Raw genomic sequence first — 16651 nt, 5'->3', positions numbered from 1 at the left:
GAGGGCGTGAGGGGCGGGCCCGCCTTCACACGCCGGCGCGGGCGAGCTTGTCCCGGACCTGTCCCGCGGCAGGGTGCCGGAGCTCGTCGAGGATGGTCTCGGCCCGGCGCCAGGCGTCGCGCGCAGCGGTCCGGTCGCCGACCGCGTGATGGGCGTCGCCGAGGTTGACGAGCGACCGAGCCGAGTAGAAGCGGTTGCCCGCCTGCTGCGCCACTCGGATGGCCTCCCGGTACCTGTCGATCGCCTCGCTGAACTGCCCCAGCCGCTGGTGGGCGTCGCCGATCGTGTCCAGCGCCGCGGACTCCGCGTCGAGGGCCTTCAGCTCCCGGAACGCCGCGAGCGCCCGTCGGGCGTAGTCGAGGGCCGGTTCATGCTGCCCCACCTGGATGTAGCAGCAGGCCACCGAGTTGAGGGCGTTGGCGTGGGAGCCGGGGTCGCCCAGCCGCCGGTGCAGCTCCAGCGCCCGCAGTGCGTGCTCGAGTGCTTCAGGGTGTCGTCCCTGCTGTTCGCGGAACGCCGACAGCCCCATTTCGACGTGCGCCTCGCCGACCAGGTCGCCGCCGCCGCGATAGAGCGCCAGCGCGGTCGCGAAGTGCCGGTCGGCGTCGTCGTTGCGCGCGGCCCTGAAGTAGACGTTGCCGAGCCCCCGGTGCGCTCGCGCCTGCATCAGTGGCTCGCCGAGCCGTTCACCGGCCTTCAGCGCTGCGTCCATGCAGCGGAGGAGGTGCGCCGTATTGCCCTGGCGGCCGAAGTACGGGACGAGGACCCACACCAGCTGCCAGACCTGCCGGTCGAACCCGGCGTCGGCCGCCCAGTCCAGGATGGAGAGAAGCACGTCCTGCTCGGCCGCGATCCAGGCCATGGCCGCGTCATGGTCCGCCAGCTCCTCCAGGTGAACGTCGGGAACCGCCTCCTCCGGTACGTCACCGGTCAGCATCGGGTCGATGACGGCCACGGCGGCGTATCCGTTGTGCAGGTAGTGGTCGAGGAGGCGGCGGACGGCCCGGTCGCGGTCGTCCCCGGACTCGTCGGCGGACACCAGCTCGACGGCGTACTCGCGCATCAGGTCGTGCAGGGCGAATCGCCCCGGCACCGGTTCGATGACGAGGTTCGCCTGTGCCAGCTCGTCGAGCAGCTCCCCGGCCGCCGCCACCGGGAGTCCGCCGAGGCTCGCCGCGGCGGACACCGTCAGATGCGGTCCCGGGTGCAGCCCGAGCAGTCGCAGCATGCGGGCGGCGTCAAGACTCAACGCGCGATACGACCACGAGAACACCGCGCGCACATCGGTGAGTTCCGACGCGGTGTCGAAGGCGTCGAGCCCTTCGCGCAGCTCCTCGGCGAGCGCGCTGAGCGGAGCGCCCCGGTCGATCACGGCACGGGCGGCCGCGATCGCGAGTGCGAGCGGAAGCCGTGCGCTTGCGGCGATGATGTCGTCGGCCGCCTGCGGGTCGACGGCCAGCCGTCCGGTGCCCAGGCGCCGTGCCAGCAGCTCCCGCGCCTCGACCATGTCGAACAGGTCGAGGTCGACCCGGTACGCCCCGTCGGTCGCGATCAGGCTCAGCAGCGCGTCCCGGCTGGTGACCAGGGTCAGGCAGCCTGGGCCGCCCGGCAGCAGCGGCCGCACCTGGTCGGCGCCGTTCGCGTTGTCCAGCACCATGAGCAGTCGCCGGCCGTCGATCGTGGACCGGTACAGTGCGGTCAGCTCGTCGGCTTCGGTGGGGATGTCCTCGACGCGCACGCCCAGCGTCCGCAGGAACCGCGCCTGCACCCGATCCGGCGACACCGCCTGTCCCGGGTGGTACCCGCGCAGATCGGCGAACAGCTGGCCGTCGACGAAGTCGTCGGCGACCCGACGCGCCCAATGGACCGCCAGCGTGGTCTTCCCGACCCCGGCCGTTCCGGTGATCACACCGACGACCGGCTCCGACGATCCATGCACGACCGCCAGCAGGTCGTCGAGCTCCGCGAGCTCGCGTCTGCGGCCCGAGAACGCCGGCACACTCGACGGGAGCTGGCGCGGGACCGGCAGTCGCAGCGGTTCGGCGCTGCCGCGCTCGTCCTGTCGACCGGCCAGGATCGCGGTGTGCAGCTCGCGCATCGACTCACTTGGATCGACGCCGAATTCGTCGCTCAACCGGCGGCGGAACCGGTGGTAGACGTCCAGCGCCTCAGCGCGTCGTCCGCAGTGGTGCAGCGCCTGCATCAACTGGCCGCAGAGCCCTTCGCGCAGTGGATGGCGTGCGGTGAGGGCCACCAGCTCGTCCACCAGCTCGGCGGCGCGGCCGCCGCGGAGCAGGATCGCGATGCGCCGTTCGATGAGTTGCAGGCGCTTCTCGCGCAGGCCCGGTGCCACCTCCCGCTGGAGCTCTTCGGACGGGACGTCGGCCAGCGGCTCACCCCGCCACAGTCCCAGGGCCGCCGTCACTGCGGCCAGCTCTCGTTCGGCATCGTCGCCGGCGGCGGCCGCGTCGGCGTCACGCAGGTGGTTCGCGAGCCCTCCGATGTCGGTGGCCTCCGGGGGGACGTCGAGCCGGTACCCGTCCGGACAGGTCAGCACGATGTCGCCGGCGCCGATCCGGTCGAGCTGCGCCCGCACCCGCACCGCGCACAGCTGGACCGCGCGACGGGGGTTCTGCGGAAGCTCCGTTCCCCACAAGGCATCCGCGAACGCCGACAGCGTCACCTGCCTGCCGGCGTTGAGCACCAGCATTGCCACGAAGATGCGCGACCGGGGTGAGGTCAGCGCCAACTCCGTGCCGCCTGCGGCGATCCGCAGCGGCCCGAGCACACCGAGCGCAACGCCGCCAGGCGATCCAGCGGGCGCGTTCGCGCTGCTCTCGCTGCCATGAAGGTCCGGCACGTCGCCATCTTAGTCCCGCGGGGCGATGGCTCCGGCGACGGTGAAGCCGATCTGAAGCCGGGTTCGCCGATACTTCTCCGCGGAGCCGCCAGGACCGCCGACGGCACGGCGGGCGGAGGCGGCGAAGCCAACCCATAGATCGAGGAAACCGCATGTCCCTACGTTCCCCGTCCCTACTCGCCCTGAGCCTGCTCCTGGCGCTCGCCGGCTGCTCCGGAGGCGGCAGCGGCGAGACCCCGTCCGGCGCGACGGCCTCCGAAGCGAACGCCTCGACGAGCCCGTCCGAGCCCGCGTACTCGGCGTACGAGGACTACCCCGGTGAGGAGATGGTGTACACCGACGGCCGCGACTCGTACCGCCTGCGCGTCAAGGCGGTCGAGACGGCCTGGCTCACCGAGCTGGCCGGCAGGCCCGCCTCGATGGGCACCCACTTCCTGGCGGTCTACGTCGTGGCCACCGGCGAGGCCGCCGACCGCGGCGTGGAGGAGGCCTACCTGAACGCCTTCTCGCTGGGCCTGCGATTCGGGTCGGGCGACGACTGCAAGCGCGACGCGATCGGCGCCCGGGACGAGTCGATGGAGGCGATCTGCCACGACAACGCCACCTTGACCACGTACCTCGCGGACGTTCCCTACCAGGACTGGGGCTCGTACGACTGGGCTGAGGGCGGCTTCGGCGGCATTCCGCTGGACGCGGGGGAGACCGTGGCCGGGGTCGTGGCCTTCACCGTCGCCGACACCTCCGATGCGACCGGTCCGATCGAGTTCTGCGGCGGCGGCGCATCGATCCTGATGGACTACGAGACCTGCATCGCCGTTCCCGAGCCGACGGGGGAGCGAGCCTGATGCCGGTACGCTCGATCTCCGTACTCACGGCCGGACTTCTTCTGGCGCTCACCGGATGCGCCGGCGGCGGCGACACCGACTCCACCGGATCGGCCTCGCAGCCGGAGTCGTCTCCGAGCACGTCCGGGCCCTCCTTTACCGCGTTCGCCGACTTCCCCGGTGAGGAACTGCTGTACGTCGAGCAGGGAGTAGTGCCGGTCGGGTTGCGGCTGAAGGCCGTCGACACGGCCTGGCAGACCGAACTCGCCGGCGAGATCGCCGAAGTGGGCGCCCACTACCTGGTGATCTACGTGGCGGTGACCGGCGAGGCCGACGACCGCGGCGTGGCCGGCGCCTGGTTCAACTACTTCGACTTCGAGCTGGTCTTCCCTACCGTCGACAGTGCCTGCGCCCCTAGCAGTGTCGACGCCTATGGCGCCTGCGTCGCCAAACCGATCACCAAGATCGAGCAGGTCGCCGACGGCGAGTGGCGTGACCACATGTGGGTCAGCGCCGACACAGCGGGGACCGTCGACCTCCCGGCCGGCGCGACCATGATCGGCGCCTTGGCCTTCCAGATCCTGGACGACGCCGAACTCGAGGCCGACCTGCAATTCTGCGCCCGAGGCCGTGACGTGGCCACCAGGGACAACTGCATCACGGTTCCAGCACCAGAGGAGCCGCGGGGCTGAGCGATCGGGGGCGGGACCGGACCGGGCCCGCCCCTCATCGCGCCCCAGAAGCGGCCGCGAGGGCGCCGACCAGCGGTCGCGGTTCGCATCGGTGCTCCAGTCAGCGGAACCGGGTACCGCGCGATGGTGCCATCCTGACTCCACATCTGGGGTACTCGGGTCAGTCGAAGCAGCCGGCCCCGCGCAGGTACGCAGAGAGACTGCGAAGCATGGCCACCTCGCCGAACGCCTCAACGCGGAAGTCGCCAGCCGCGACGGCGAGCTCGATACCGTTGACGCGATCACCGCCGATCGTGATCCGACCAGGCCCGACAGGTCGAAGGACACCGGTGACGGCCAGGCGCGAGAGGTTGCCGAGGCCGAGGTCGAGCTGGACAGTGTTCGCGTAGCGCGTGGCCCATTTCGCCGGAGGCTGCGCAGGGAACTCGCGCAGGTCGAAGCGGACGCGGACTTCCCAGCCATCCGCGTTCACACTGACCTGGTGAATCGCCACCGCTTCGAGGCTGGGCGGCCGACCCTGGAAGGCGGCGAGAAGTCCCTCGGTCTCATGGACGAGGTCAGTCCAGCTCATGCCGCCGGCACTCCGGAAGTTCGACACCTGCGATCGACGGGACGGCAGGGCGCGTTCGTCGACGATCCGTTCGGAGTGGATGATCCGGGGGAGGGGCTTCCGTCTCGTGCATGGGTGCACCCTAGCGGTAGGAAACGCCAGGAGCCACCCGGATATCGACGCCGAAGAGCTCGCACGCAACGATTCGCGAGGCCCGAAAGGCGATCCTTATCTGAGCGAGGAACGGCTCCCTTCGAGCCAGAGCCCGGCGAGCATGACGTCGACGTGCTGGAGCCGGGCGGTCAGGCCCCGTCGACCTGGGTGCGCCCGATGAGTTCCAGGACCGCTTCGCGGGCCCGGTCGAAGGCCCCTACGACGTCTGCGGCGGCCGCGGCGACAGCTGATTCCGGCGGGGCGGACGCGGCTCCCAGGAGGCGGTCCGCGGTGTCGGCGAGGATCGCCTCCGGGTCGCCCTCGGGACGCGGAGCGGTGTCCGGTTCCCTGATCGCGGCGCCGAAGCCGGAGAGGATGGCGTGCATGGCGTACGTCTGGTCCGCCAGCGGCCGGTCGTCCCTGAGCAGCCCGTGCCGGTGGAGGAGCGGCATGACCGATTCGCACAGTGCGGCGGGCGTGATGCCGGCGAACAGGTCACGGGCGCCCGACTGCTGGACCAGTTGCCGCAGGAGCTCGAAGTCCCCGGCGGTGAGCCGGTTCTTGAGCATGGACTTCCGGCCGCTGCTCATCAGCAGCGACACCAGGTGCTTGGGGAGTACGGCCGCGGGGTCGGCGGTGAGGCGCTCGGTGACGGCTTCCATGACGGTCAGCGCGTCGCGGGCGAACAGGCCCACGATGAGATCCTCTTTGGAGGGCCAGTAGAGGTAGACGGTGCCCTTGCCGACGCCGGCGGCCTTCGCGATCTCGGCCACGGTGACCTTGCGGATGCCGTGATCGAGCACCAGCTCGCGGGCACTCTCCAGCACGCGGGCGGCTTTGCGCGAACGGTGCTCGATCAACTGGCTCAACTCGTGTCCGTCCTTCTCGGTGGTGTTCGGCGGTTCAGGCCGCCGCGATGTCGATCGCCTTGTGCGCCATGCCCGGGAACTCCGCGAACCTCCCCAATGCCCGGCGGAGGGCCGGCGAGCTCATGACCCGCATCATCACGGCGCGCACCAAGTGCTCCCTGCGGTCGTGGGGCGTGAACAGTCTACGAGTGGTGAACGCCGACTCCTGCTCGGTGGTGATGAACGGCCGCAGCCGCGCCTCCCATGCTCGGAGCGCGCCGGGCACGTCGCCGGCGTGGCGTTCGAGCATCGTGCCGAGCAGTTCGCCGCCGGCGATCCCGCTGGAGGCGCCCATGCCGGCGTACAAGGTCACGCACCAGGCCGCGTCGCCTGCCAGGACCACCCGGCCTCGGTGCCAGCGCGGCATGCGCACCTGGTTGACCGAGTCGAACAGGTAGTCGTCGGCCTGTTCGAACCGGGTGAAGAGGTGCTCGAGGATCGGGCCGGGCGGCTGGGGGCCGAAGGCGGCGCGGATGGACTCGATTGCGGGGCGCCGGAATTCGGCGTCCACATCGCTGGTGCGGTAGGAGAACAGCAGGCTCGGGGCGTGGTCCTTGAACGGGAACGTCCACACCGATCGTCCCGGCTCGGCCAGGATCGTGCCCTCGCGCGGCCCGAATCCTTCGACCGGGCCGTCGAGCAGGGTCGCGCCGATCATGTAGTTCAGCGGGTGCAGGTGGTCGTCGGGGCCGAAGACGAGGCGGCGGACGGTCGAGCGCATGCCGTCGGTGCCGACCACCAGGTCGAACCGCTCGGTGCTCACCGTGTCGGCGGCGGTGTCGTGGAGGTCGACCTCGGCCGCGCCGGCGTCCTGGGTGATGCGGGTCGGGACGGTCGAGTACCGGATCTCGACGTCCTCGGGGAGCGCGTCGAACAGGCCTCGTTCGACATCGCCGCGCAGCAGCAGTCGCGGCCGGTTCGGGCCGGGGCTGGTCGCCGGGTTCATACCGCTGGTCCGGCGCCCTGCCCGGTTCACCGAGTAGTTGCGCACCTCGGGATGGCTGCGGTCGCCGATCGCGTCGAGGACGCCGAGGCGCTGGGCGGAGGCGGTCCCGGCGCCGAACAGCATGATGAAGTACCCGCCTGAGCGGCGCCCCGGTGCGCGTTCGGCGACGACCGGCTCCCAACCGATCTGCCGCAACCGCAGCGCGGCCGCCATCCCGGCGATCCCGAGGCCGACCACGAGTGCGCGGGGGCGTTTGGCTTGGTTCATGGTGACTCCTTCTCTCGACTGCCTCGACCCTAGCAGACTAACTGACTAAAATAGTTCTGTTGGTCAGTTCGTTGTGTCACTTACGAACGGGCGGCTCCGGAGTCGGTGGTGGGCTTCCTGGTCAACGGCGCTGCTCGGCTTCATCGAGGCCGCCGCGCCTACGGAGGCGATCGGTCGGGGTGTCGGTCACCGTCGATGACGAGCCGCATGTGCTCGACTTGGAGCGGCGGACCGCGGGGCGCCGGCTTCGGATTCCAACGAATTCCAACCGGTCCTGTCCGGCGCGCCGGTCGCAGGGTGCACTGATCGGTGGTCCGTGCGCGCGACTCCGACGCAGGCCGCAATCGAAAGGAAGACGGATGTCCCAATTGATCCTGTACATGGCGATGTCGTTGGACGGCTTCATCACCGGTCCGCACGACGACGCCGACAATCCCGCCGGCATCGGCGGCATGCGCCTGATGGACTGGCTCGGGGGCGGCGGCGAGGGCGGCGCGGCGGACGGTCCGCAGGCGTTCCGTCCGAGCGATCCCGGCAGCCGGATCGTCTTCGACGAGGCGATGGCGACCGGTGCCGTCGTGACCGGGAAGCGGACCGGGGACTTCGCCGGCTACTGGGGCGGCGACCACCACGACGGCGTGCCCATCTTCGTGCCGACCCACCAGGCTCCGCCCGAGAACCCGTACGAGCGCGTCCATTACGTCACCGACGGCATCGAGTCGTGCGTGGCGCAGGCGAAGGCGGCGGCCGGCGACCGCGACGTGATGCTCCACGGCGCCTACACTGCCCAGGAATGCCTCAAAGCCGGCGTGCTGGACGTGGTCGAGATCCAGTTGCGACCGGTGCTGCTGGGCCAGGGCCGGCTGCTGTTCGAGGGTCTGCCGCCCGAGCACGTCGAACTCGATCTGGTCCGCGTGCTCCAGGCCCCTCGAACCCTGCACCTGCGCTACGAGGTCCGGCGCTGACCGACCCCGGCCCGGGCGCTAGGCGGGCGCGGTCCGGTCGAAGTGGTCGGCGATCTCGTCGCTGGTGGTGAGCCAGACGCCCTCGTGTCCGGCGATGTACGCGAGCGCCTCGTCGAGGTACCGGTTGCGGAACGCCTGGCCGATGACGAACGGGTGCAGGGCGAGCGCCATGACCCGGCCGCTGTCGGCGGCGTCGTCGCAGAGCTGGTCGAGCTGGTCCTCGAGCATCCGGACGAACTCCGGGCCGGTGTGGCTCTTCATCGTGAACAGGCCGATGTCGTTGAGCTCCACCGAGTACGGGACGCTCAGCAGTCCCGGTACCTTCAGCCGGAACGGCTGGTCGTCGGCGGTCCAGTCGAGCAGGTACGAGACGCCGAGTTCGGCCAGCAGCGACGGGGTCTGGAAGGTGTGGTTCAGCGCCGGCCCCATCCATCCCCTGGGCCGGTGGCCGGTGGCCTTCTCGATGGTCTCGAGGATCTCGGTCAGGTACTCGCGTTCGGCTTCGGCGGGGATCTCGGCCGGGAGCTCGGAGTTGGTCTTGCCGTGGGCCAGCCATGTCCAGCCGCGGGCGTTCCCCGCCTCGATGATCTGCGGGTACCGTTCGCACACGTCGGAGTTGAGGAGGACGCTGGCGCGGATGCCGTGGCGGTCGAGGGTGTCCATGACGCGCCAGATCCCGACCCTGGCGCCGTAGTCGCGCCAGCCGTGGTTGAGCGGGTCCGGCACCAGGGACGCGGTCGCCGCGTTGATGCTCGTGGAGGGCTTGCCGAGGTGGAAGTGCTCGACATTGAGTCCGATGTAGAACGCGACTCGGGCGCCGCCCGGCCAGGTGATCGGTTCGCGGTCGACGATGGGACTGTAGTCGTACAGCTCGTTCTCGGTGGTGTCGTGTTGGTTCATGACCGGAAGGGTATGGGCCGTGCGGCGGCGCGGGGAGGGCTGCGGACGACACGGAGGGGACCGGTGGCGCCGATGTCGACCGGATCGTGTCAGCGTCCGGCGCGGACCGCGCCGGGCCCGCGGCCAAGCCAGCGGTGGACGGCGCGGCGCAGGGCTCGGGGATCGCGGTAGCCGACGCGGGCGGCGATCGCCTCGACCGGCAGCGCGGTCGTGGTGAGCAGCCGCTCGACCCGTTCGGCGCGGATGCGTTCGAGTTCGGCGCTCCAGGTGGTGTCCTCGTCCCGCAGCCGGCGCTGCAGCGTGCGGACGCTGAGATTGAGCCGGTGCGCCACTCGTTCCAGCGTCGGTGCACCGGTGGCGAGCTCGCGGTCGATCTCGGCGTGGAGCCGGTCCAGCCAGCCGTGCACGGGTCTGGCGGTCGCGACCGTCAGCCGGGCGTGCTCGCGCAGGATCGCCGCCAGCGCGGGGTCGGCTCGCGGGAAGGGTCGTTCGGCGTCGGCGGCGGTGAACGTGATCGATGGCCGCGGCGCCTCGAATTCGATCTCGCGGGTGGCGAACGCGGTCGAGAGGTCGCGGTGGCGGGAGCGGGCCGCGCCGGGCAGCCGGATCCGGGTCGGCCGCAGGTCCCGGCCCGCCCCGGAGCGGGCCTGTGCCAGCAGCAGGCTCAGCGCGAACTCGCCGACGACGGGAAGCTCCTCGTACGGCCCGTGGTAGACGATGGTCAGTCCGTCGTCGTCGCGTGTCGCCGCCATCGCGTCGCGCGGATCGGTGACCGCGGTGAAGTGCCGGTCGGCGTCGGCGAACGCCTCGGTCAGGGTGCCGGCGGCGGTGAAGAGGTAGTCCCAGGCGCCGAGCCGGCCCGGTCGCCACAGTTCGATCGGACGGGTGCCGCCGCCGGCCCCGCGCAGGCCGACCGACAGTTCCTCCCAGACCCGCATCATCGAGCGGGTCGGGATCCGGACCCGGTCGTCTCCCAGCGCCGACAGGCCGCTGATCCTTGCGAACGCCCGCGGCTCCACTCCGGCGAGTCCGCCGGCCTCCACCAGCAGCCGCGTCAGGTGCGGCGGCACGGTGCCGTTGAGACGAGCGGCGTTCACGGGCGGCTCCGAGGGCTGGAGGGTCGAACCGGGCGGGAGGGATGCCGACGAGGCCGGCCGTCGCCGGCCGGCCTCGAGGCGTTCCGCGGCATCCGCGTCGACGGTGTTATGCGGCAAGGGTCCGCACCGTCCTGTCCTCGGCTGTTGCGCTGCGGTGCCTGCGGGTGGGAAGGCCGGAGGTCGGGTGGGCGACGCTCCAGGCGGCGGTCTTGAGGATCGCCGTCTTGACCTGCGCGGCGGAGCCGCCCAGCATCGCGCCCGGCTTGGCCTGCGCGTCGCCGTCGACGAGCTGGAAGATCGCGTCCTTGCGGCCGAGGCTGATGTGGTTGCCGATGTACGGGAACTTCGTCAGCGACACCTCGTGGCCGGTGAGGCCGCCGACGATCCCGGCGATGGCCTGCTTGCTGGTCGGGCCGGCCGAGGCGCACGACATCGGGAGCGGCTTCCCGTTCTCGGCGATGACGAACGCGCTGTCGCCGACGGCGAAGACCTCCGGGTGCGAGACCGACCGCATCCGGCGGTCGACGGTGATCTGGCCGTTCTCCTCGACGGCGAGCCCGCTGTCGGCCGCGATGGGATGAGCGGCGAATCCGGCGGCCCACACGGTCACGTCCGTGTCGAAGACCGTGCCGTCGGCCGCGATCGCCGCCGACGCCTCGACCCGACCGATCGGGGCGTGCTCGTGCACCTCGATGCCGAACCGCTCGAAGGACCGCAGGAGGTGCCGACGTGCCTTGTCGCCCAGCCAGCCTCCCAGTTCGCCGCTGGTGGCGAGTGCGATGCGCAGGCCGGGCCGGGACTCGGCGAGCTCGGTGGCGGTCTCGATCCCGGTCAGGTTGCCGCCCACGACGAGCACCCTCCCGCCGTCGCCGAGCTCGTCCAGGCGCTCGCGCAGGCGAAGCGCGGCGGGCCGGGTGGCGACGTGGTGGGCGTGTTCGCGCACGCCGGGGATACCGTGGTCGTCGACCGTGCTGCCGAGCGCGTACAGCAGCGTGTCGTACTCGAGCGTGTCGGTGCCGAGGCTGTCTTCGACGTGCACGGTCCGGCGGTCGGGGTCGAGCCTCGCCACCCGCGCCACCTTGAGTCGGATCCCGGTGCCCGCGAACACCTTCGACAGCGGCCGGCGCGGAAGCTCCTGCCCCGCGGCCGCCTGGTGGTTGCGAAGCCGCTCGACGAAGTCGGGTTCGGCGTTGACCACGGTGATCTCGACGTCGTCCGGGTGCAGTTGGCGGGCGAGCCGGCCGGCGGAGAACGCCCCGGCGTACCCCGCGCCGAGGACGATGATGCGGTGTTTCATGTCTGGCTCCTGTCTGAGTCTTGCACCCTCTTAACGAGACAGCGCCCCGATCCATGACAGGTGCCGCCCGATGCCCGACGCCCCGGCATTGCGCGCCGGCCGGTACTGGGCCGATCGTCGTCGCTCGGGTGCTCCCCGCTTCGGCAGTTCACCGGGACCTCATGCGCGGTCGGTCGCGCGGGTGGGGGAGTACAGGACGCCACGGGATCGGTTCGGCGAGACGGCCGGGTTCCAGCGGATTCCAACGAGCCCTTCGCATCCGCGCCTCGACCCGATGCAATGGCCACCACCCGCACCCGTGCGGCACCGGCAGTCGAGCCCGGCGTACGCGCACGACGCGAGCTCCGATGCACCGGGTACGGGAGGGACACCGTTCGAGAGGAGGAACCCCATGCGCGACCGCGAATACCGCCACCCCGACGCCCGCCGCGACAGCCCCTGGGACTGACCGCGCGCCCCCGCACCGAGGGCCGGAGCCCGGACACCGGGCCTCGGCCCTCGAGAGTGGACAAAGACCGTCGAGCGGATCGATCGCCCCGCGACCCGATCAGAGCTGCGGACCACCGCGAAACCCCGCATGCCGCGGCCCACGTCGAGCTCGACCGGATATCTCGAGTGCGCCGAGCCGACGCGCAACCGGCCGCAGCGCACCGCCGTCTCGTGCACGGCCGGGCCGGTCGAGCAGCTTCACCGGTTCAAGGACCGCCCTAAGCGGCTTCCAACGGCACCCGTTCACGACCGGCGGCCGGACTCGAACCGGTGAACAGGCGCGCGACCAGTTCGCCTCGGCTGGAGACCCCGACTTTCGCGAACACGGCCTTGAGGTGGTCGCGCACCGTGTGCGCGGAGATGAACAGCTCGGCGGCGACGTCCGCGGTGCGCCGGCCCAGCGCGACCAGGCGGGCGATCTCCAGTTCGCGCGCCGTGAGCCCGTAGGCCTCGGCGATCATCTCCACCAGGTCGGCCGCGGCGGCCGGTTCGATGACGAGCGCGACCGGCCCGAGCCCGGTCGGGCCGGTCAGGCACGAGGCCCGGCACGTCAGCCACCGGCCGTCGACGGTGCGGATGCGCATACGCGCGACGCCCCGGTCGCGGCCCTCGGCGATGGCGCGCGCCTGCATCGCGGTGGCCGCCAGCCAGATCGGGAGCCGCAGGCCGAGCGCGGAGGGCACCGAAGGGCCGTCGGGCAGGAACGAGAGGTGATGCAGCGCCTCGGCATTGATCGACGTGGCCTCGCCCGAGCCGTCGAACAGGATCAGACCCGGCGCGGGCGCGCCGGCACCGGTCGCCGGCAGGCGGGCGAACCGGCGCAGCCGCGCCGCGAGCGGAGTCGAGAGGTCGGCGATCAGCGAGGTCTCCTCCGCACCGAACGGAGCGCCCGCGCCCATGCGGAACAGGCTCACCACCGCCCACGGCCGGTCGCCGATCCGAAACACGGCCCGCAGCTCGTCGTGCACCCCTTGGTACTGCAGCAGCCGCCGGAACCGGGCGCTGCGCGCGGGCGAATCGCCGGTCGCCACCCGCAGACCGATCGCGGGGACGGCGGCGCGGGCGAGGTCCCGGAAGGAGGCGACGTTCTCCTCCAGCAGCTCGCTCTCCCAGTACTCGCCGCACCGTTCGCTCGAACCGAGGTTCTCCACGAGCATCGGCGCCGTGATGAGACCCGTGTCAGGGTCCGTCGCGGCCCACACGGCCGCATCGAACGGGACGCTCCGCCGCAACCTGGCGGACGTCCGGGTGAACAGGTCCAGCGCATCCGCCGCCCGATCCGCCGTCGACGCCAGTTCGGTGAGCAGTCGCGAGTCGGTCATCAGTCCTCCGGAGTCGTACGGAACCCCCAGTCTGCCCCGCCCGGCCGACATCGCCCATCCCTCGATTGCGGGGGTCGGCGCGGCGCGGCCGCCCGCACCTGCGGGATGGGCGCCGGCGCCCGCCCGGGCCAGATTTGAGGCGGTCCCGGCCCGAGCCGGAGACCTCGAGGAACACGAGAGGAAACCACCATGGACATCGCCATCATCGGAGCAGGCGCCGCCGCGGTCGGCGTACTGGACGCATTGGCCGCCGAATCCGAAGGAACGGCGTCGATCACGGTGTTCGAGCCGTCCCCGCACCTGTGGCGGGGGCGGCCCTACAGCCCGGACCTCGACTCGGTCCTGGTCAACGCCCCGCCCGCCATCATGTCGATCCGGCACGGCGACTTCGGGCACTTCTCGGCCTGGCTGGGAGAGCGGGGACGAGACCACCTCGACGAGCGGCTCGACCGGCCCCTGATCCCACGAGCGATGTACGGACAGTACCTAGTGGACACTGCGGAGGCGGCGTCGCGCGTGCTGCGCGAGCGCGGCGGCACCGTCGAGGCGGTCGCCGCGCGCGTCATCGCGATCGCGCGAGCCGGAGACCGGCTGGCCGTCCGGACCGAGGACGGGCGCGAGTTCGGTGCCGACCGGGTGGTGCTCTGCGTAGGTGCAGGCACCCCGCGCGACCACTACAAGCTCACGGGCGCACCGGGATTCGCGGCCGATCCGTACCCGCTGGCCCGCACGCTCGACACCGTGCCCGCGAGCGCCGACGTCGCCGTCATCGGCAGCGGCCTCACCGCCGTGGACATCGTCGTGTCCCTGGCCGCCCGCGGCCACACCGGCCGCATCGGGCTGCTGTCGCGCGGCGGGACGCTCCCGCACGTCTGGCAGCGGCCGGTCGACCGGCGTCCCCAGCACATGACGGGCGAGCGGGTCGCCGCGCTGGCCCGCGAGCGCGGCGGTGTCACGATCGACGACCTGATCGGGTTGCTGCGCAAGGAGCTCGCAGAGGCCGGCGAGGACTTCTCCGCGTTCGCGTCGGATCTGCTGGCGTCGCCGTCGCAGGACCCGGCGGAGCGTTTGCGATCCCAGCTCGATGCGGTCGACGACCCGCGTATCGGCCGCAGGTTCCTGCAGGAGGCCGCGCACATGGCGGGCCCGCTCGCGTGGCGGCACCTCGCCGCGGCCGACCGCGACCGGGTGCGGCGCATCGCCAGGCTGGCGACGGGCATCGCCTCGCCCATGGTGCCGGTGAACGCGGCCGCCATGCTGCGGCTCTTCGACTCCGGGCAGCTCACCGTCACCGCCGGGCTCGAACGGATCGAGCACCGGGGCGGGCGGTTCCGCATTCGGCACGGCGGCGGCGAGGCGTCCGCCGACGTGGTCCTGAACGCGGTGAACCCGGCGCCGCAGTCGGTGCCGAGCGGCGCCGCCGAGCTGGTCGCGGCCCTCCTCGCGGCCGGCCTCGCGACAACGGGCCCGGAGGGCGGACTGAACGCGGCCGACCCGCGGCTCCACGTCGTCGGCGACCTCGCCGCAGGCGGACTGTTCCTGACCTCCAGCATCCCCGGAGTCGCCGCCCAGGCCGCACGAGCGGTGCAGGCCTTCCGAGAAGCGCTGCTGCACCTCTGACCGTCGAGCTCGCCGCGCGCCGCCGCGCGGCGAGCCCGACAGGCTTGCGGCCGGCCCTCCGGCACCTGGCACAGGTTCATGAGATCGGCACCGCAGGCGCATCGGCCGCTCTCGGGCGGCCGGCTACAAGCCGCGCAAGTACCGCAGGATCGTCTTGCGGATGAACGGCCACAGCCGGCTCTCCGGCGCGATTCCTGCCGCCTTCCCGCCGGTTCTCCGCCTCGATTCCGCAGCCGCCGGCTGATCTACTCGACGCACGAATCTCGAAGCGGCTTCTAGTCGCCCGGATGAATGGAGGACACATGCGCAGTCTCGTCAAGGCAGCCGCCGTACGCGCCGTCGGAGGCAAGCAGGGCACCCGCGGCTGGTACGCCTGGCACTACTGGCTCTAAAGATGAATCCCAACGGTCGCAGTGCCGACATTCGTCCGACTCCCCTGAGCAAAGCTGATTCACGGGATTCGGCCGTACCTCTCCCAGGACCGGCACGGCGGCCGTTGGGCCTTCCCCCCGACGACTTCGACCGCGACCCGATCGCATGCCTCAAGCGGTTGCGGAACGAATACGGCGACGTGTTCGCCTTCGCACCGGGCAAGGTCGTGCTCGCCCACCCCGCATGGGTCCACTGGGCGCTGGCCCGCACCAACCGCGAGACCCGGGTCGACGCGCCGACACCGCCCGAGAAGATCGCGGAGCGACCGCTCCTGCGCGATCGCGTCGAGACGTGGATGGCCACCAGGCGCACCGCCCAGTGGCATCGCCTCGGCCGCGAGGTCGCCGAACGGACTGCACCGGTCATCCGCAGTTCCCTCCAGCGATTCCTGGACGCCCCCGGGCGATCGCCGATCCGTCTCGCCGACTGCGAGCACGCCGTACTCGACGCGGCCGGCGGTATCTTCGTCCGTGACCTGGAGTGCGACCTGCGGGACGCCTTCGTCGCCGTAGGCGACCTCCTTCTGCAAGCGGGTTCGGCCTCGGTCCAACTTCCCGACTGGCTGTCCTCGCTGACGCGCCGCCGCCGCCGCGCGAACGACGCGTGGATCGAGGCCCTCATCGCACACGTCGGCGCGCGACGCGCGATCCGGGACGCCGAGGAGGCGCCCTCGGACCTGCTCGATCTGCTCCTGGACGCCCGCGACGGCGACCGGCCGGCGTTCTCCGACCTCGAAGTCGCGCAGTCGCTCTCGATCAATCTCGAGAACCTGTACACGGTCGGCGGCACCGGCCTGGCGTGGCTGCTGACCGCTCATGCCGCCCACGACCTCGCCCGGCCGGAGGAGGTGGGCCGCGAGGACTGGAACCGGGCCGTCGTGCGGGAGACCCTGCGGGTCTATCCGGCGGTGACGCTCACCAGCCGAATCCTCTTGGAGGACACCGGGTTCGGCGGCGTCACGGTCCCGGCGGGCGACTCGGTCTTCCTCAGTCCGCTCCTGCTCCACACGGACCCGCGCTGGTGGCGCGAGGACCCGAGCCGGTTCGATCCGGCGCGGTGGCTCGCCTCTGACGTCCACGACCCGCACGCGTACCTGCCCTACGGCGCGGGTCCGCGCATCTGCACCGGAGTCCACATCTCGAACGCGGTGCTGGAGACCGCCGCCGACCTGCTCGCGGACCGGACGGTCACGACGCGGCCGGGCGCGCCGCGACGCCAGTGGGGCGCGGTCACCGCGCCGAAGCGGTTCCGGGCCGTGGTGGCTCGCCGTGCCTAGATGATTGTTCGCTCATCCGGCCGGGCGTGACCAGCAAGAGAGGGTCTGGTTGT

Annotated in this window: 13 protein-coding genes; 5 read left to right on the top strand and 8 right to left on the bottom strand. The window is 71.6% G+C overall.

Translation table 11 applies throughout. The features are described from left to right. Positions 1 to 25 precede the first annotated feature (25 nt). Complete coding sequence (locus tag GFD30_RS01405; RefSeq protein WP_153023415.1) at positions 26 to 2710, bottom strand: AfsR/SARP family transcriptional regulator; 2685 nt, start codon at positions 2708 to 2710, stop codon at positions 26 to 28. A 302-nt stretch (positions 2711 to 3012) separates the two neighbouring features. On the opposite strand from GFD30_RS01405, the gene GFD30_RS01400 reads away from it, so the two are divergent. Beyond that, complete coding sequence (locus tag GFD30_RS01400) at positions 3013 to 3705, top strand: hypothetical protein (RefSeq protein ID WP_153023414.1); 693 nt, start codon at positions 3013 to 3015, stop codon at positions 3703 to 3705. Further along, positions 3705 to 4376 (top strand): hypothetical protein, encoded by a 672-nt coding sequence (locus GFD30_RS01395; protein WP_153023413.1) that lies wholly within the window; start codon positions 3705 to 3707, stop codon positions 4374 to 4376. The genes GFD30_RS01400 and GFD30_RS01395 overlap by 1 nt, the downstream gene beginning before the upstream one ends. Positions 4377 to 4536: 160 nt before the next feature. Here the strand turns inward: GFD30_RS01395 and GFD30_RS01390 are convergent, their stop codons facing one another. The 3 genes from GFD30_RS01390 to GFD30_RS01380 form a co-directional block, all read right to left on the bottom strand. Continuing rightward, positions 4537 to 4947, bottom strand: a complete 411-nt coding sequence (locus tag GFD30_RS01390; RefSeq protein WP_153023412.1) for an Imm50 family immunity protein — start codon at positions 4945 to 4947, stop codon at positions 4537 to 4539. Between the two features lie 281 nt (positions 4948 to 5228). Beyond that, positions 5229 to 5948, bottom strand: a complete 720-nt coding sequence (locus GFD30_RS01385; protein ID WP_153023411.1) for a TetR/AcrR family transcriptional regulator — start codon at positions 5946 to 5948, stop codon at positions 5229 to 5231. A 34-nt stretch (positions 5949 to 5982) separates the two neighbouring features. Continuing rightward, on the bottom strand, positions 5983 to 7200 hold the full coding sequence (locus GFD30_RS01380) for an FAD-dependent monooxygenase (RefSeq protein WP_153023410.1): 1218 nt from the start codon (positions 7198 to 7200) through the stop codon (positions 5983 to 5985). A gap of 359 nt (positions 7201 to 7559) precedes the next feature. Between GFD30_RS01380 and GFD30_RS01375 the strand changes: the two genes are divergently transcribed. Continuing rightward, positions 7560 to 8165 (top strand): dihydrofolate reductase family protein, encoded by a 606-nt coding sequence (locus tag GFD30_RS01375; protein ID WP_153023409.1) that lies wholly within the window; start codon positions 7560 to 7562, stop codon positions 8163 to 8165. Positions 8166 to 8183: 18 nt separating this feature from the next. Here GFD30_RS01375 and GFD30_RS01370 read toward each other — a convergent pair whose 3' ends face one another. The 4 genes from GFD30_RS01370 to GFD30_RS01355 all read right to left on the bottom strand — a co-directional run bounded on the left by GFD30_RS01370 (position 8184) and on the right by GFD30_RS01355 (position 13270). Continuing rightward, complete coding sequence (locus tag GFD30_RS01370; protein WP_153023408.1) at positions 8184 to 9065, bottom strand: polysaccharide deacetylase family protein; 882 nt, start codon at positions 9063 to 9065, stop codon at positions 8184 to 8186. 89 nt (positions 9066 to 9154) lie between these two features. Further along, positions 9155 to 10162 carry a helix-turn-helix transcriptional regulator gene (locus GFD30_RS01365; protein ID WP_194201809.1) on the bottom strand — a complete coding sequence of 336 codons (1008 nt, stop codon included), beginning with the start codon at positions 10160 to 10162 and terminating at the stop codon, positions 9155 to 9157. Between the two features lie 106 nt (positions 10163 to 10268). Further along, positions 10269 to 11459 (bottom strand): NAD(P)/FAD-dependent oxidoreductase, encoded by a 1191-nt coding sequence (locus GFD30_RS01360; RefSeq protein ID WP_153023406.1) that lies wholly within the window; start codon positions 11457 to 11459, stop codon positions 10269 to 10271. 707 nt (positions 11460 to 12166) lie between these two features. Beyond that, positions 12167 to 13270: a helix-turn-helix transcriptional regulator gene (locus GFD30_RS01355; protein ID WP_153023405.1), complete on the bottom strand. Its 1104-nt coding sequence runs from the start codon at positions 13268 to 13270 to the stop codon at positions 12167 to 12169. A 189-nt stretch (positions 13271 to 13459) separates the two neighbouring features. Between GFD30_RS01355 and GFD30_RS01350 the strand changes: the two genes are divergently transcribed. Together GFD30_RS01350 and GFD30_RS01345 are read left to right on the top strand one after the other, a co-directional pair. After that, the gene (locus GFD30_RS01350; RefSeq protein WP_153023404.1) at positions 13460 to 14890 is read left to right on the top strand and encodes an FAD/NAD(P)-binding protein; all 1431 of its coding nucleotides are present in this window, start codon (positions 13460 to 13462) and stop codon (positions 14888 to 14890) included. A gap of 496 nt (positions 14891 to 15386) precedes the next feature. Next, positions 15387 to 16598 carry a cytochrome P450 gene (locus GFD30_RS01345; protein WP_153023403.1) on the top strand — a complete coding sequence of 404 codons (1212 nt, stop codon included), beginning with the start codon at positions 15387 to 15389 and terminating at the stop codon, positions 16596 to 16598. Positions 16599 to 16651: the final 53 nt, after the last annotated feature.

The sequence above is a fragment of the Glycomyces albidus genome (assembly GCF_009451885.1).
GTDB classification, from domain to species: Bacteria; Actinomycetota; Actinomycetes; order Mycobacteriales; family Micromonosporaceae; genus Glycomyces; species Glycomyces albidus.
The sequence above is the reverse complement of the archived record's forward strand: the minus strand, read 5'-3'. Positions and strand labels throughout refer to the sequence as shown.

What these genes read in the sequence shown, in the direction of transcription:
- GFD30_RS01355 (WP_153023405.1), bottom strand. Translation starts at nt 13,270, where the DNA reads ATGACCGACTCGCGACTGCTCACCGAACTGGCGTCGACGGCGGATCGG.
- GFD30_RS01380 (WP_153023410.1), bottom strand. Translation starts at nt 7,200, where the DNA reads ATGAACCAAGCCAAACGCCCCCGCGCACTCGTGGTCGGCCTCGGGATC.
- GFD30_RS01395 (WP_153023413.1), top strand. Translation starts at nt 3,705, where the DNA reads ATGCCGGTACGCTCGATCTCCGTACTCACGGCCGGACTTCTTCTGGCG.
- GFD30_RS01400 (WP_153023414.1), top strand. Translation starts at nt 3,013, where the DNA reads ATGTCCCTACGTTCCCCGTCCCTACTCGCCCTGAGCCTGCTCCTGGCG.
- GFD30_RS01390 (WP_153023412.1), bottom strand. Translation starts at nt 4,947, where the DNA reads ATGAGCTGGACTGACCTCGTCCATGAGACCGAGGGACTTCTCGCCGCC.
- GFD30_RS01370 (WP_153023408.1), bottom strand. Translation starts at nt 9,065, where the DNA reads ATGAACCAACACGACACCACCGAGAACGAGCTGTACGACTACAGTCCC.
- GFD30_RS01405 (WP_153023415.1), bottom strand. Translation starts at nt 2,710, where the DNA reads ATGCTGGTGCTCAACGCCGGCAGGCAGGTGACGCTGTCGGCGTTCGCG.
- GFD30_RS01360 (WP_153023406.1), bottom strand. Translation starts at nt 11,459, where the DNA reads ATGAAACACCGCATCATCGTCCTCGGCGCGGGGTACGCCGGGGCGTTC.
- GFD30_RS01375 (WP_153023409.1), top strand. Translation starts at nt 7,560, where the DNA reads ATGTCCCAATTGATCCTGTACATGGCGATGTCGTTGGACGGCTTCATC.
- GFD30_RS01350 (WP_153023404.1), top strand. Translation starts at nt 13,460, where the DNA reads ATGGACATCGCCATCATCGGAGCAGGCGCCGCCGCGGTCGGCGTACTG.